We start from the raw sequence: 14213 nt of genomic DNA, 5'->3' as shown, positions 1-14213 counted from the left end.
AATACATCATGGTTGAAATCGTCAAGCCAGCACTCGAACATTTGCCGTCCTACAAGGCGGCGCTGGAGCGCGGCTGGTCGCCGGACAATGTGCGACTTGAGGAAGCGACGCGAGAGCAGCTCGCCGCGATCGAGGAGGACCCGGTTGCGTTCCTCGCCGGTCTCGACGATCCCGAGGGCAGGGGACCGCCGATCACGCTGCCCGACGGCACGACGGTGCCGCGGCTGCCCGGCTTTCGGCGGTGGATCTGGGATGGCAAGGCCGCCGGCTCGATCGGCTTCCGCTGGCAGCCCGGTACGGCGGCGCTTCCCTCGCATGTTCTCAGTCATATCGGCTACGCGGTGGTGCCGTGGAAGCGAGGGCGTGGCTATGCGACCGAGGCGCTGCGGCTGATGCTTGACGAGGCGAGGGCGGTCGGCCTGCCCTTTGTCGAGATCACCGCCAAGCCGCAAAATCCGGCCTCGCACAAGGTGATCCTGGCCAATGGCGGCAGGCTCGTCGGCCGCTTCTTCGAGGATGCCGCCTATGGCGGCGCCGAGAGCCGGCGCTTCCGCATCGATCTATAGCAGCGACGATGGCAGCCTGACGATCTGATTCAGGAGGGCGCGGCAACGCGTTGTTTTGCAGGGTTTTCTGGCGCCGTGGCAGAGGCGTCGCTACTCGGCTGCCGCGGGCAGCGGCGGCGCCACGCGGCTGCGTCCTTCCCAGACTTGCGAGGCGACCGCCACGGCGACCGCGACCAGCATGGCCAACGCGCCGGCCACCGGCAGGCTGCGGTAGCCGTAGCCGGCATTGAGCATGGCCGCACCCAGCGACGCGGCGAGCGCGATGCCGACATTGAAGCCGGAGGGGATGAGCGAGGAGGCGAGATTGGAGGCGTCCGCCGTCCAGGCCAGGATGCGGGTCTGGATCGGTGCGCCGATGGCGAAGTTGAGGCCGCCCCAGATGACGATCGCAACGACCATCGCCACGGGGTAGGGGCTGACGGCATAGATGACGCCAAGCACCAGCGCCTGCAGGAGCAGCATGGTGATCAGCGACGGCATCAGCTTCCAGTCGGCCAGCTTGCCGCCGAGGAAGACGCCGATGGTCGCGCCGACGCCATTGAGTAGCAGCACCCAGGGCACCAGGCTCTCATCGAGGCCGGTGACTTCGAGCAGCGTCGGGGTGATGTAGGTGAACAGGCCGAACTGGCCGATCATCAGCATCAGCATCAGGATAAGCGAGGTCCAGACCTGCTGACGTCCGAGAACGCGGACCTCGTGCGACAGGCTGGCGGGGCTGTTCGACGACCCAGCCGTGCGCGGCAACAAAGCACGCATGGTGGCAATTGCCGCCACGCCCAGCGCGCCCATCACCCAGAAGGTGGCGCGCCAGCCCCAGAGATTGCCGATCGCGGTTCCGGCCGGCACGCCGATGACGTTGGAAACGGTGAGGCCGGACAGGATGACCGCCACCGCCATGCCGCGCTTGTCTTCCGGCACGAGGCCGACGGCCACCACCATGGCGACCCCGAAATAGGCGCCGTGCGCCACGGCGACTGCAATGCGCAAAAGCAGCATCGAGGTGAAGTCAGGCGCCAGCGCGCAAGCCGCCTGGCCGATGGTGAAGGCGATGGCGAGGCCTATGAGCAGGGTCTTGCGGGAGATCGTCTTGGTGGCGAGTGCCAGCAGCGGACCGCCAATGGCAATGCCGCAGGCGTAGCCGGAGACCAGGTAACCGGCAGTGGGAATGGAAACGCCGAGGCCGCCGGCGACCTGCGGCAGCACGCCGGCAATGACGAATTCCGTGGTGCCGAAGGCAAAGGCAGCGATGAACAGGGCAATGAGAGGAAGCATGGCGCGGCAAGCGATCCCAAATGAGATGGCCTCAAACCATGGATGGGCGCCGCCGGCAATGCAGAAAATGTCGATGCCGCTTTAGCTTTTCTTGACCGGCTCAATCCGGTCGGTCAGCTGCCGATGGGGCCAGGAAGGCCGTCTTCCTGCCGTAAGGGATTTTCAGCCATGCCCGTTCATGGAGATAGTAGAGCAATGACTTGGTGACCACCTCGGTGGCGCCGATGGCGGCGGCCAGCTTGACGCTGCCCGTTACCACCAGCGAGATGATCATCGTGTCGATGGTGCCGGTGGCGCGCCAGGAAAGCGCCTTGGCGAAGCTGCGTGAATGGGTGTCCATCGCCGATCATCCTCCCAGTAGACCTCACACGATCCTTAGCCGAGAGACGAGAGGATGAGCAAAGACAAATTCTGATGGGACTGAGGTGATGTCGCCGCACCCGGTATCGACCTAGCCCGCCTTCAACCTTGAACCGCCGAGCAGGCCACGCTCTTCCAGCACCGGATAGGCCATGGAAGCGAGCAGCGAGTTGATCTGCTTCAAGTCACGGATGGTGTCGAGGTGGATCGAGCTGGTCTCGACGCTCTTGGCGGTGCCGTCGCGCAGCCGCACGAAATGGCTGGCGCTGGTTTCCTTCTCGCGGTCGCGCAGCCGGTCCTTTTCCAGCACCAGCTGGCGGGCGGCCTCGGGGTCGCGCGAGACCAGCACGTTGAAGGCAAGGCGCGCGTTGGCGAGCACCGAGGCATGGAAGGCGCTGAGCTCGCGCCAGCCTTCGGGCGTGAACTCCAGCCCCCGCTCGAGCTTCTTCCTGACATGCACCAGCATGTTGCGCACGATGATGTCGCCGACCTGCTCCAGCTTGACGCAGGCGCCGATCAATTCCTGGCAGCGCAGCGCCTCGTCCTCGCTCATCGGGTTCTTGGTGACCTTGGCCAGATAGAGCTTAATCGCCGCGTGTTTCTTGTCGACGCGGTCGTCGAGCGCGGCCAGCGCCTTGATCTTGTCGGCGTCGGCGCTCTCGTAGAGCTCGATGATGCGCTTCAGCATGATCTCGACGGTCTCGCAGACCCTCACGACCTCGCGGGTAGCGTTGGCCAGCGCCTGGCTCGGCGTATCAAGCGCGCTTTCGTTGAGCGCCGACAGTTCGATGATGTCGAGCGCCGAAGCCTGCTCCGGCTTGGCGCCGAGCGCCACGATCTTCTCCGAGGCGCGGTAGACGAGGCTGGCGAGCGGCAGGCCGGCGAGCAGGACGATCACATTGAACAGGATGTGCGCGTTGACGATCTGGTCGGGGACGCTGGCGCCGAGGAAGCCGACCGGCGGCTTCAGCGTCATGAACAGGATCAGCATGACCAGCGAGCCCATGCCGCGCATCAGCAGGTTGCCGACCGGCACGACGCGCACGCCGGGCTCGGCGTTGCGGGTGAGCAGCGGCGCGATGATCGAAGAGCCGAGATTGACGCCAAGCACCAGCACGATGCCGAGCTCGGGCGGGATGAAGCCGCGGCCAGCCAGCGTCACCAGGAGCAGGACGGCCGCGATCGAGGAATGGAACAGCCAGGTGACCAGCGCGGCAAGCAGGTAGGCGGTGACGAAATCGCCGGAGAAATAGTTGACGATCATCGGCATCAGCGTGCTCTGGCGCAGCGGTTCCGAGGCCTGGCCGATCATCTCCAGCGACAGAAGCAATAGGCCGATGCCGACCAGGATGCGACCGGACTGGCGCCAGTCGCGCCGCTCGGTGGCCATGAACATGACGGTGCCGGCGACCAGGCATACCGGGACCAGCAGCGAGAGGTCGAAGGTGAGCAGCTTGACCACCAGCGCCGAGCCGATCTCGGCGCCGCGCACGGCCAACTGGCCGGACATGCCGGAGACGATGCCGGCGCCGGCGAAGGAGCCGACCAGCAAGGTCACGGCGGTGGAGCTCTGCAGCGCGACCGAGAGGCCGCAGCCGGCCAGAACCGCCATCAGCGGATTGCGCATGGTGGCGCGCAGCCTGTGGCGCAGCGCATCGCCATAGGCGCGCTCGACGCCCGTCTTGACCATGCGGGTGGCGAACAACATCAGCGCCACGGCGCCGGCAAGATGCAGAAGGACGACGGAACCGCTCATGCGCGATCTCGCGATCCGACGGGCGCGCGCTGCGCGCGAGCCGAACCGTCGACCAGGCAATGGAGGGTGCGAATCATAGACATTTCAGAACCGAGAATACGCCGATTTACTTTAGCCGGATAATAGATTTTGACCGTCGGGCGACGGCTGGCGCACGACAGGGCGTGTCGGAAATGGATGGACGGCGATTTGGTTGCATGGCCCGCCGGCCCGGTGGCGGCATGCCGCCCGGCGCTCCCGCGCCTATCAAACGCCCCATCTGACGACGACGTTGAATTTGGCATCCTAAATGCAAGAAATCATTACATAATTGTAATTCTAACATTCAGTTTCGGCTCATCCCCGCACCCTATTGCTTGCGCATCGACAACCAAGGAGTACCCGTCATGAAACGTCTCGTTCTTTCCGCCGTCGCCGCCTCGATGCTGGCCGCCACGTCCGTCTCGGGCCAGGCCGCGCCGCTCAACGCGCCGGTCGCGCCGCAGTCGAACTACAGCCAGGTCGACTGGCAGCAGCCCGGCAAGCACGTCGACGTAAGGAAGCGCGTCATCAAGAAGAAGGTCGTGGTGAAGCGCAGCCATTGGCGCAACGGCCAGAAGTACTCCAGCTGGAAGCGGCACCAGCCGATCCGCGATTACGGCCGTTATGGCCTGCGCCGTCCAGGCCCTGGCCAGGAGTGGATCCGCGTCGGCAACGACTATGTGCTGGTCAGCATCTTCTCCGGCATCATCTTTGGTGCCATCGCCGCGCAGTAAGCCTGCCAGTACTGAGCTGCGTTTTGAAGAAGGCGGCCGGCGACGGCCGCTTTCCTTTTGCCCTGTGGAAACCGGGCATCGTCCGCATTTGGGGTCGTGCGGTCCGGCAAGCGTGCTTATATGGACGGGAAAAGAGTTTCCCGATGCGCTTTCCGCCAGCCTTCCTCGACGAGATCCGCGACCGTGTGCCGATTTCCTCGGTCATCGGCCAGCGCGTCGCGTGGGACAGGAAGAAGACCAATGCGTCGCGCGGCGACTATTGGGCCTGCTGCCCGTTCCATGGCGAGAAGAGCCCGTCCTTTCATTGCGAGGACAAGAAGGGCCGCTACCATTGCTTCGGCTGCTCGGTGTCGGGGGACCACTTCAAGTTCCTGACCGAACTCGACGGCATGAGCTTTCCCGAGGCGGTCGAGAAGATCGCCGACATGGCCGGCGTGCCGATGCCGGTTCGCGACGAACAGGAGGAACGGCGCGAGAAGGAACGCGCCAGCCTGACCGATGTCATGGAGATGGCGACCGCCTTCTTCCAGGAGCGGTTGCAGGGGCCGGAAGGCGCAAAGGCCCGCGCCTATCTGAGGGAGCGTGGTCTGACCTCGGCGACACAGCAGTCGTTTCGGCTGGGTTATGCGCCCGACAGTCGCAATGCGCTGAAGGAGCATCTTGCCGCCAAGGGCGTGCCGAAGGCCGATATCGAGGCCTGCGGGCTGGTGCGGCATGGCGACGACATCCCGGTCTCCTACGACTGGTTCCGCGACCGCATCATGTTTCCGATCCCGGATTCGCGTGGCAAGATCATCGCCTTTGGCGGCCGGGCGCTGGCGCCCGACGCGCTCGCCAAATACATGAACTCGCCCGATACCGAGCTCTTCCACAAAGGCAATGTGCTCTACAATTTCGCCCGCGCCCGCAAGGCACTGGCCAAGGGCGGTACAGTGATCGCGGTCGAAGGCTATATGGACGTGATCGCGCTGGCGCAGGCCGGTTTCGAGAATGCCGTGGCGCCGCTCGGCACCGCGCTCACCGAGAACCAGCTCGAGCTTCTGTGGCGCATGGCGCCGGAGCCGGTGTTGTGCTTCGACGGCGACAAGGCCGGGTTGAAGGCGGCATGGCGCGCCGCCGATCTTGCGCTGCCGTCGGTACAGGCCGGGCGCTCGGCGAGCTTCGCGCTGCTGCCGGAAGGCAAGGATCCCGACGATCTGGTCAAGGCCGAGGGGCCGGACGCGTTCCGCGCGGTGCTTGCCGATGCGCGGCCGCTGGTCGACCTGTTGTGGATGCGCGAGACGGCGGGCGGCGTTTTCGAGACGCCGGAGCGGCGCGCCGAGTTGGGAAAAAGGCTGGGCGAGCTCGCCAGCCGTATCCGCGACGAGAGTGTGCGCTACGAATATCAACAGGTGATGCGCGAGCGGGTGCGGAGCTTCTTCGGCGCCCAACGCGACGCCAGGCAGGGCCGTCATGATGGCGGCCGGCCAGGGGAGCGCGGCCAGGGCAAGGCGCCCGGCGGACAGTTCGCCAAGGGCGCAAGCGGCCGCATCGCCATCACCGAGAGCCTCGGACAGTCGGCGCTGGTCAAGCGCGGCGAGGGCATGTCGGTGCGCGAGGCGACGATCATCGTGGCGCTCGTCAACCACCCGCCGCTGATCGACGAGAATTTCGCCCATGTCGAATTCCTCGACCTTGCCAATGCGGACTTGAAGAAACTGCACGCCGCGATCCTCGACGCCATGGCGCATGATGCCGCCGACGAGCGCGGCGCGGTGATCGCCACGATTGAGCGGGCCGGGTGCGGCGGCATCTGGGGGCGGGCGGTGGAACTGATCAAGCGCGCGCGGCAGTGGCCGGCGCTCGAAACCGCCGCGCTCGAGGATGCCCGCGACGCCTTCAACCAGGCGCTGCACTTGCAGCGCAGCGCGCGCACCTTACATAGGGAACTGAAACAGGCGCAGGCAGCGCTCGACGCGGATCCCTCGGACGAAAATTTCCGGCATCTGATCGAGATTCAGGCGCAATTCAACGATGTACAGGCAACGGAAGCGCTGATCGAAGGGTTTGGCGTATCCTCGGGCAGAGTCGGGCGCGTATAGGGTCCAAACTCCGTCCAAAGAGCGAAATGGAAATGTCCCCGCGTCGAATCGACGCCTCTAAGTCGGGTAATTGATTCGCTTTTTTCATGCGAATCATGCGAGAGGCGCTTGACCTTCTGGCAGAATGGCGGAATCAGGACGATTCGAAATATTAACCCGTGCCAGGCGTCGACGGGAAAATTGAGCGATGCCGGGTGCTGGTCACTGGACGGGCAAAAGGCCTGCCACAGATATCAGGGTTAATCTGGACTTAACGAGAGATGCGGTTACTGGCCCGGTGAAGAGCGTTCTGGTGCGAGCGCATCCGATTTGACCGGCACGGCAGCTTACGCGGCTTCGCTTTAAGGCCGCTTGGAGACGACAAAGAATGGCGACAAAGGAAAAGGAAGAGGTCGAGACCGAACGCGAAGGCGCCACCGATGGCCCTCTGCTCGACCTTTCCGATGATGCTGTCAAGAAGATGATCAAGGCCGCCAAGAAGCGCGGCTACGTTACGATGGACGAACTGAACTCGGTGCTGCCTTCGGAGGAAGTGACCTCCGAGCAGATCGAGGACACGATGGCGATGCTCTCCGACATGGGCATCAATGTCGTCGAGGACGACGAGCAGGGCGAGGAGTCCGAGGCCGCCGATACGAGCGCGGACGCCGAGGAAGACGCCAACGAACTCGCCGAGCAGACCGGCACCGCCGTCGCCACCACGACCACCAAGAAGGAGCCGACCGATCGCACCGACGATCCGGTCCGCATGTATCTGCGCGAGATGGGCTCGGTCGAGCTTCTGTCGCGCGAGGGCGAAATCGCCATTGCCAAGCGTATCGAGGCCGGCCGCGAGACGATGATCGCGGGGCTCTGCGAAAGCCCGCTGACCTTCCAGGCCATCATCATCTGGCGCGATGAGCTCAACGAATCGAAGATCCTGCTGCGTGAGATCATCGATCTGGAAGCCACCTATGCCGGACCCGAAGCCAAGCAGGCGCCGGTGGTCGAGCGGATCGAGGAAGCCCCCAAGGCGGACGAAAAGCCGCGTGGCCGGGGCGCCGCGCGCGACGAGGAAGACGACATCACCAATGTCGGCGGCGACACGCGCGGACTGGAGGAAGACGAGGACGACGAGGACGAGGCGAGCCTGTCGCTGGCGGCGATGGAAGCGGAACTGCGCCCCCAGGTGATGGAGACGCTGGACGTCATCGCCGACACCTACAAGAAGCTGCGCAAGCTGCAGGACCAGCAGGTCGAGAACAGGCTGGCCGCGGCCGGCACGCTGTCGCCCAGCCAGGACCGCCGGCTGAAGGAGTTGAAGGATCAGCTGATCAAGGCGGTGAAGTCGCTGTCGCTCAACACGGCGCGCATCGAAGCGCTGGTCGAGCAGCTCTACGACATCAACAAGCGCCTGGTGCAGAACGAGGGCAAGCTCCTGCGGCTGGCCGAAAGCTACGGTGTGCGCCGCGAGGAATTCCTCAAGGAGTATCAGGGCTCGGAGCTCGATCCGAACTGGACGCGCTCGATCGCCAACCTGACCTCGCGCGGCTGGAAGGAATTCACCAAGAACGAGAAGGACGCGATCCGCGACCTGCGTTCCGAGATCCAGAACCTCGCCACCGAAACGGCGATCTCGATCCTGGAATTCCGCAAGATCGTCAACCAGGTGCAGAAGGGCGAGCGCGAAGCGGCGATCGCCAAGAAGGAAATGGTCGAGGCCAACCTGCGCCTCGTCATCTCCATCGCCAAGAAGTACACCAACCGCGGCCTGCAGTTCCTCGACCTGATCCAGGAAGGCAATATCGGCCTGATGAAGGCGGTCGACAAATTCGAATACCGCCGTGGCTACAAGTTCTCGACCTACGCGACGTGGTGGATCCGGCAGGCGATCACCCGCTCGATCGCCGACCAGGCGCGCACTATCCGCATTCCGGTGCACATGATCGAGACGATCAACAAGATCGTGCGCACCTCGCGCCAGATGCTGCACGAGATCGGCCGCGAGCCGACGCCGGAGGAACTGGCCGAGAAGCTGGCCATGCCGCTGGAGAAGGTGCGCAAGGTGCTGAAGATCGCCAAGGAGCCGATCTCGCTCGAAACGCCGGTCGGCGACGAGGAGGATTCGCATCTCGGCGACTTCATCGAGGACAAGATGGCGATCCTGCCGATCGACGCCGCGATCCAGGCCAATCTGCGCGAGACGACGACCCGCGTGCTCGCCTCGCTGACGCCGCGCGAGGAACGCGTCCTCAGAATGCGCTTCGGCATCGGCATGAATACCGATCACACGCTGGAAGAAGTCGGCCAGCAGTTCTCGGTGACGCGCGAGCGCATCCGCCAGATCGAAGCCAAGGCGCTGCGCAAGCTCAAGCACCCGAGCCGGTCGCGCAAGCTGAGAAGCTTCCTCGACAGCTGAGGCAGTCCGCTTTCCGGAGCTCGGCATGGGGGCGACTTACGGGACTGTCAGCGTAAAAGGGCCAACGCAAGAGGCGTTGGTCGGCTGGCTGAGGTCGAAGAAAATCGATGCCTTCGTCACTGCGGCTGATGAGAGCGGTTGGATCACCTTCTCGGACCAATATACGGACGGGCTCGATCCTGGCTGGATCGAGCCTTTGCTCCAGAGTCTTACGCGTGACCTGGCCTGCGTCGCCATCGCGATCACCGTCTACGACGAAGAACAATTGCGCCTCTGGGCGGCGAAGGATGGTGTTCTGCAGTCTCGCTACAATTCCTGCCCAGGCATGGAGATGAGCGACCCTGACGATGAGGACATGCGTCCCCGGCTCGAGGACGCCGCCGCCTTGCTGGCTACGATCGGCAAATCCACTGCACCCAATAGTCTGATTCAGATATTGGGAATGGATGGAGCCAAGGAGTACATAGCTCCGCTCGACCTCCACGAAGAACTCGTCACCTATTTGGGACTTCCGGAGAATTCCGTCGGCCTCGGCCACAGATACATTCTGAAGGATAAAGTTGATCTGCTCGAAGAGAGGCTGATCAGGACCGTCGAAAGCTGACGTCGTGTCTGGGGCAACTGACCTGAGTGTGGGCAAAGATCAAGAGGGCGCTTCTGCGCCCTTTTTGTTACTGGCTTCACCACGCAACCCTTGTCCGGAACGGCCGCCGGGAGGATAGTCCGAACGTCGAATGCATTTCCGGGCGCAGGCCGGATGCTCTGGCCGGGCGGCTCCGATGGGAGGTATGCCATGACGACTTACATCTTGCTCCTCAACTGGACCGAGCAGGGCGCCAGGAATGTGCGCGAGTCACCGAAGCGGCTCGATGCCGCCAAGAAACAGCTGGGCGAGATGGGCGGATCGTTCAAGGCGTTCTATCTGACCATGGGCGACTGCGACATGGTGGCCGTGGTCGAGGCGCCGGACGACGCGGTTATCGCGCGCTTCGCGCTGATGCTGGCGGCGGGCGGCAGTGTCAGGACACGGACCCTGAAGGCATTCCCGGAATTCGCCTATCGCGAGATTATCACCTCGCTTGGGTAGCGCTCGGCGCGGCGCGGGTCTGCGTGGCGCTGCGTCATATTGCGGGGCCGTGCCGCCTCGCCGATAGTCGCGCCATGTCGAAGCCCCTGCTGACTGTCTGGTACAACACGCGCTGCCCGGTCTGCGATGCCGGCATCAGCAGGCAAAAGCGCCGGCTTGTCGAGGCGGTCAAGGCGGGCCGGATCGAATTCCGCGACATCAATCTTGAGCCGGCGGCGCTCGCCGGATACGGCGCTTCGCTGGAGGATATCCGCCGCCGCCTGCACGCCACCGACGCCGAGGGCAGACTGCTGGTCGGCGCCGACGTCGCAATCGCGGTGTGGCGGAGGACGCCGGGCGAAGGCTGGCTGGCGGCGCTGTTCGGCAACCCCATCCTGCTGCCGCTGACACGGCTTGCCTATGATCGCTTCGCCGATCTTCTCTACGCCTGGAACCGGCGCAAGGGCCGCTGGTAGACGAAGCCTCGCTGATGAGGGTAGGCCCGGATCCGGGTCCGGGCCTTGCCGGCTATCTGGAGGCGGGTTCGCACAGCCAGCCGACGATGCGGCGCACCACCGGCAGAACCAGGAGCAGCGTCGGAAACGCCACCAGCCAGGAGAGGCCCCAGGCCGTCAGCCAGACGGCCGGCAGGCCGGGCTGAAGCCCAAGGCTCTTCAGCGTCGAGATGAACGAGACGATGAAGGTCATCAACAGCGACAGCACCAGCGGAGTGAGAACAACAGCATAGCGCGCGGGCAGTCTGCCGCGCTTGCGGGTCGTGGTCATTTGGGATGTTCCCTGAAGTGTCCGGTCGAGCGCATAGGCATCCTTTGGCCGCTTGCGGCGCAATTGCCCGGAACGACCGGGGATGGATGCGTTGCTTGACGTCAGACGCTTACGGAGCGGTCGTCGACCCTCGCGCGCCTTCTAGCGGCGGGCGTTTGCGAAATCAATCCCGCTGGCACCATTTTCAGATACATCGTAAGATATATCTTCACTCGACGCGTCCGCCTGCCTAATTGAGATATATCGTAAGACATAACTCAAGGAGCAGTCCATGCACAGACATCATCCTTTCGGCGAGCGCGCCGAGCGCGCTTTCCTGCATATGGCCGGCAAGTTCGGCGGTCGCGGCGGCGGTTTCGGTCCGTTCGGGGCGGGCATGCGGGGCGGCGGCCGCGGCGGCCCGGGCGACATGTTCCGCGCCGGGCGCATGCTGGCCGACGGCGATCTCAAGCTGATCACGCTATCGCTGCTGGCCGAGGCGCCGCGCCACGGCTACGACATCATCAAGGCGCTGGAGGAGCGCACCAGCGGCATCTACAGCCCAAGCCCGGGCGTGGTCTATCCGACGCTGACCTTCCTGGAAGAGGCGGGCTATGCCATCTCCTCGGCGGAGGGCAACAAGAAGGTGTTCTCGATCACCGAGGCCGGACAGGCGCATCTCGACGAGAACCGCGAGATGATCGACCACGTGCTCGACCATCTCGAACGCTTCGGCCGCAAGATGGCCAAGGCGCGCGACTGGTTCGGCTGGAACGACGATAGCGAGGAGGGCGGCCGGCATCGCGGGCGCCACGAAAAGCGCGATGCGTTTCGTGCCGTGCGCCACCGGCTGCGCGCGGCGCTCAGCGAAATCGTCGACGCGCCGGAAGACAAGCAGGCGCAGGCGATGAGCATCCTGGAAGATGCCGCCGCGGCGCTTGAAGCGCTGTCGCGCCGCTGAAGCCGCCAGCAACCCACGCAAAAAAGCCCGGAAGATCCGGGCTTTTTTCGTTGCTGGAGCCGCACGTATCTGGGACGTGCCTGCCGGCGTCATTCCTTGCCGACATATTCGCTGATCAGCTTTTCGTTGCGCGCCTTTTCGATCTTGGCGGTCGTCTCGGCGGCGACGCGCTCGTCGGTGCGGTATTTGACGAGGTTGACCAGGCTGCCGGTGAGCAAGAGCACGCCCATGCCCCAATAGCCCTTGGTCGACAGGTCGACCGGAGCGAGCCACAGCGACAGGCCAAGCATGAAATAGGCGATGCCGACCGAGATGGTGTTGAACATGATGTAGGTCTGATTGGCGTTCATTGTCGTTCTCCCTTTGGTATGTGAAGTAGGTTTCGTGGATCAGTGCGTGGATTTCAGGCGCTCGAGCACGTCCTGTGCCCGGACCTTGGTCGAGGGGCCGTGGCCTGCCTCCTCCAGCTTGCCGCGGATGGCTTCCTGGCTGAGGCCGGCATCGATCTCGTCGAGGATGCTGGCTTCCTCGAACGGGTCGCCGCGCTCCCGGATGCGGGCGAGCAGCGCCTCTGCCTCGTTGAGGCTGGCCGTCCGGCCGATGGAACGGTTCAGGCGTCGCTGCGCCTTCTGCTCGGCGTCGATGGCGCGCGCCGAGATCATGCCCTGGTTGAGGTCGACGATGCGTCGGTGCGCCTGTTCGAGCGACAGGCGTATACGCAAGGTCTTCTCGGTCAGGCTGCGCACGGTGGTGCGGCGGACCTCGCGTTCATTCTCCAGTTCGGCGATGGCGGAAGCGCCATCGTGGGCGAGGGCCTCGGCTCCCGCGGCAAGGGCGCTGCGGGTGCGCGTCTCCAGATCGGCGATGCGGCGGTCGAGCTGGTCGAGGCTGGCCTGTTCGGCGCGCTGACGCACGATCAGCGAGGCGAGCGTCTGCTTGGCGCAGGCGAGGCCGGCTTCGGCATCGCGGATGCGCTGGGCGAGAAGATCGACGGCGAACTGGTCCTTCAGCCGGTCCTCGGCCTTGGCGCCGGCGCCATCCAGCAATGTCCTGATAAGACTGAGCATTTGTTCGTTCTCCCTTTATGAACGTTGTTCACAAGGGCAAATGTAGCAGAAAATGAACATTGTTCAAGATGCTTTTTGAACGCTGTTCATGCAGAATGGATTATGGTAAACCGGCATCCGTTGCCGCGCCCGAGAGGCGGCGGAGATGATGCGGAGACAAGGTTTGGCACTGGACAAGGAAGAGATGAGCGAGCGCGTCATCGCCATCGCGGAGAATCTGATCGAAGCCGGCGGGGCGGAGAACCTGAAGGCCAGGACCATCGCCACCGAGGCCGGCATCGCGGTCGGCTCCATATACAATCTGTTCCGGGATATCGACGACCTGCATCGCGCCGTGAACATGCGGCTGCTCGATCGGCTGGGTGAAGCCGGCGCCGCAGCGATGGCCGAACTCAATAAGGCGGGGGTGACCGACACGCGGCAATGCTTGCTGGCGCTGGCGCGTGCCTATGCCGGCTTCGTGGAAGCGCATCCGGCGAGCTGGCCGGCCTTGCTCGCCTTCAACCGCCGCCAGCCGGCGCATGCGGAGCCGGATGCCTATGAGGCGCGGCTCAGTGATCTGCTGCAGATCATCGCCAGGGTGCTCGCCGACGGCCGTTTCGGCCTCGATGAAAACCGCCTGCGGATCGCCGCCCGCACCTTGTGGTCAAGCGTGCATGGCATCGTCACCAGCGGCTATGCCGCGAATTCCGCCGGGCGGCAGGCCGACGAGACTTGGGAGCAGATCGAGCTCCTGGTCGCCGTCTTCATCAGGGGGCTGGAACGGGGCGGGACATTGGATCATGCTGGCGCGGCACCGTCGTGACGCCTAAATGCGATAATGAGAACCGGCGCAGGCATTTTGCGCCGAGGTGAAAGTGGAGATTTGAACCATGTCTTTTCTGAAAAAGCTTTTCGGCGGTGGCGGCGATGCGGGCGAACCCAAGAGCGCGGCGCCGGCAAAGCAGGTCGAGCACAAGGGTTTCCTGATCAGCGCCACGCCCTACAAGGCCGATGGCCAGTACCAGACCTGCGGCGTGGTCTCGAAGGAAATCGACGGCGTGACGAAGGAACACCGCTTCATCCGCGCCGACCGTTTCGCCGGCCTGGACGATGCCGTCGACATCTCGATCAAGAAGGGCATCCAACTGGTCGACGAGCAGGGCGAGCGAATCTTCGGCTAAGAC

At 64.2% G+C, this 14213-nt stretch carries 16 protein-coding genes; 10 read left to right on the top strand and 6 right to left on the bottom strand.

All coding sequences use genetic code 11. The annotated features are described in order from the left end of the window. The first annotated feature begins 8 nt into the window (after positions 1–8). Positions 9–566 (top strand): GNAT family N-acetyltransferase, encoded by a 558-nt coding sequence (locus tag EN786_RS00755; RefSeq protein ID WP_127284898.1) that lies wholly within the window; start codon positions 9–11, stop codon positions 564–566. Positions 567–656: 90 nt separating this feature from the next. On the opposite strand, the gene EN786_RS00750 is transcribed toward EN786_RS00755, so the two are convergent. The 3 genes from EN786_RS00750 to EN786_RS00740 form a co-directional block, all read right to left on the bottom strand. After that, complete coding sequence (locus EN786_RS00750; protein WP_127309537.1) at positions 657–1838, bottom strand: MFS transporter; 1182 nt, start codon at positions 1836–1838, stop codon at positions 657–659. A 100-nt stretch (positions 1839–1938) separates the two neighbouring features. After that, positions 1939–2178 carry a DUF2061 domain-containing protein gene (locus EN786_RS00745; RefSeq protein WP_127393206.1) on the bottom strand — a complete coding sequence of 80 codons (240 nt, stop codon included), beginning with the start codon at positions 2176–2178 and terminating at the stop codon, positions 1939–1941. Positions 2179–2289: 111 nt separating this feature from the next. Further along, the gene (locus EN786_RS00740; RefSeq protein WP_127284901.1) at positions 2290–3954 is read right to left on the bottom strand and encodes a Na/Pi cotransporter family protein; all 1665 of its coding nucleotides are present in this window, start codon (positions 3952–3954) and stop codon (positions 2290–2292) included. Between the two features lie 386 nt (positions 3955–4340). On the opposite strand from EN786_RS00740, the gene EN786_RS00735 reads away from it, so the two are divergent. The 6 genes from EN786_RS00735 (at position 4341) to EN786_RS00710 (ending at position 10730) form a co-directional block, all read left to right on the top strand. Then, on the top strand, positions 4341–4709 hold the full coding sequence (locus EN786_RS00735; protein ID WP_127311325.1) for an RcnB family protein: 369 nt from the start codon (positions 4341–4343) through the stop codon (positions 4707–4709). Between the two features lie 143 nt (positions 4710–4852). After that, positions 4853–6790, top strand: coding sequence for a DNA primase (gene dnaG / locus EN786_RS00730; protein WP_127311324.1), 1938 nt, complete (start codon positions 4853–4855; stop codon positions 6788–6790). A 367-nt stretch (positions 6791–7157) separates the two neighbouring features. Continuing rightward, the gene (rpoD, locus tag EN786_RS00725; RefSeq protein WP_127311323.1) at positions 7158–9188 is read left to right on the top strand and encodes an RNA polymerase sigma factor RpoD; all 2031 of its coding nucleotides are present in this window, start codon (positions 7158–7160) and stop codon (positions 9186–9188) included. A 25-nt stretch (positions 9189–9213) separates the two neighbouring features. Further along, positions 9214–9792, top strand: a complete 579-nt coding sequence (locus EN786_RS00720; RefSeq protein ID WP_127311322.1) for a hypothetical protein — start codon at positions 9214–9216, stop codon at positions 9790–9792. A gap of 189 nt (positions 9793–9981) precedes the next feature. Continuing rightward, on the top strand, positions 9982–10275 hold the full coding sequence (locus EN786_RS00715; protein ID WP_127284282.1) for a GYD domain-containing protein: 294 nt from the start codon (positions 9982–9984) through the stop codon (positions 10273–10275). A gap of 74 nt (positions 10276–10349) precedes the next feature. After that, complete coding sequence (locus EN786_RS00710; RefSeq protein ID WP_189340628.1) at positions 10350–10730, top strand: DCC1-like thiol-disulfide oxidoreductase family protein; 381 nt, start codon at positions 10350–10352, stop codon at positions 10728–10730. Positions 10731–10782: 52 nt separating this feature from the next. Here the strand turns inward: EN786_RS00710 and EN786_RS00705 are convergent, their stop codons facing one another. Next, the gene (locus EN786_RS00705; protein ID WP_135907910.1) at positions 10783–11040 is read right to left on the bottom strand and encodes a DUF2798 domain-containing protein; all 258 of its coding nucleotides are present in this window, start codon (positions 11038–11040) and stop codon (positions 10783–10785) included. Between the two features lie 271 nt (positions 11041–11311). On the opposite strand from EN786_RS00705, the gene EN786_RS00700 reads away from it, so the two are divergent. Further along, positions 11312–11980, top strand: coding sequence for a PadR family transcriptional regulator (locus EN786_RS00700; RefSeq protein ID WP_127308809.1), 669 nt, complete (start codon positions 11312–11314; stop codon positions 11978–11980). A gap of 89 nt (positions 11981–12069) precedes the next feature. Here EN786_RS00700 and EN786_RS00695 read toward each other — a convergent pair whose 3' ends face one another. Together EN786_RS00695 and EN786_RS00690 are read right to left on the bottom strand one after the other, a co-directional pair. Beyond that, on the bottom strand, positions 12070–12330 hold the full coding sequence (locus tag EN786_RS00695) for a YiaA/YiaB family inner membrane protein (protein ID WP_126058794.1): 261 nt from the start codon (positions 12328–12330) through the stop codon (positions 12070–12072). A gap of 39 nt (positions 12331–12369) precedes the next feature. Then, the gene (locus tag EN786_RS00690; protein WP_127308810.1) at positions 12370–13047 is read right to left on the bottom strand and encodes a PspA/IM30 family protein; all 678 of its coding nucleotides are present in this window, start codon (positions 13045–13047) and stop codon (positions 12370–12372) included. A 163-nt stretch (positions 13048–13210) separates the two neighbouring features. Between EN786_RS00690 and EN786_RS00685 the strand changes: the two genes are divergently transcribed. Together EN786_RS00685 and EN786_RS00680 are read left to right on the top strand one after the other, a co-directional pair. Then, positions 13211–13852, top strand: coding sequence for a TetR/AcrR family transcriptional regulator (locus tag EN786_RS00685; protein ID WP_127284278.1), 642 nt, complete (start codon positions 13211–13213; stop codon positions 13850–13852). A gap of 67 nt (positions 13853–13919) precedes the next feature. After that, a complete protein-coding gene (locus EN786_RS00680) occupies positions 13920–14210 on the top strand; it encodes an HlyU family transcriptional regulator (RefSeq protein ID WP_127284277.1) in 291 nt (96 codons plus the stop codon). Positions 14211–14213 lie beyond the last annotated feature (3 nt).

Origin of the sequence: Mesorhizobium sp. M4B.F.Ca.ET.143.01.1.1 (assembly GCF_004792275.1) — a bacterium.
Taxonomy (GTDB): Bacteria; Pseudomonadota; Alphaproteobacteria; order Rhizobiales; family Rhizobiaceae; genus Mesorhizobium; species Mesorhizobium abyssinicae.
The sequence above is the reverse complement of the archived record's forward strand: the minus strand, read 5'-3'. Positions and strand labels throughout refer to the sequence as shown.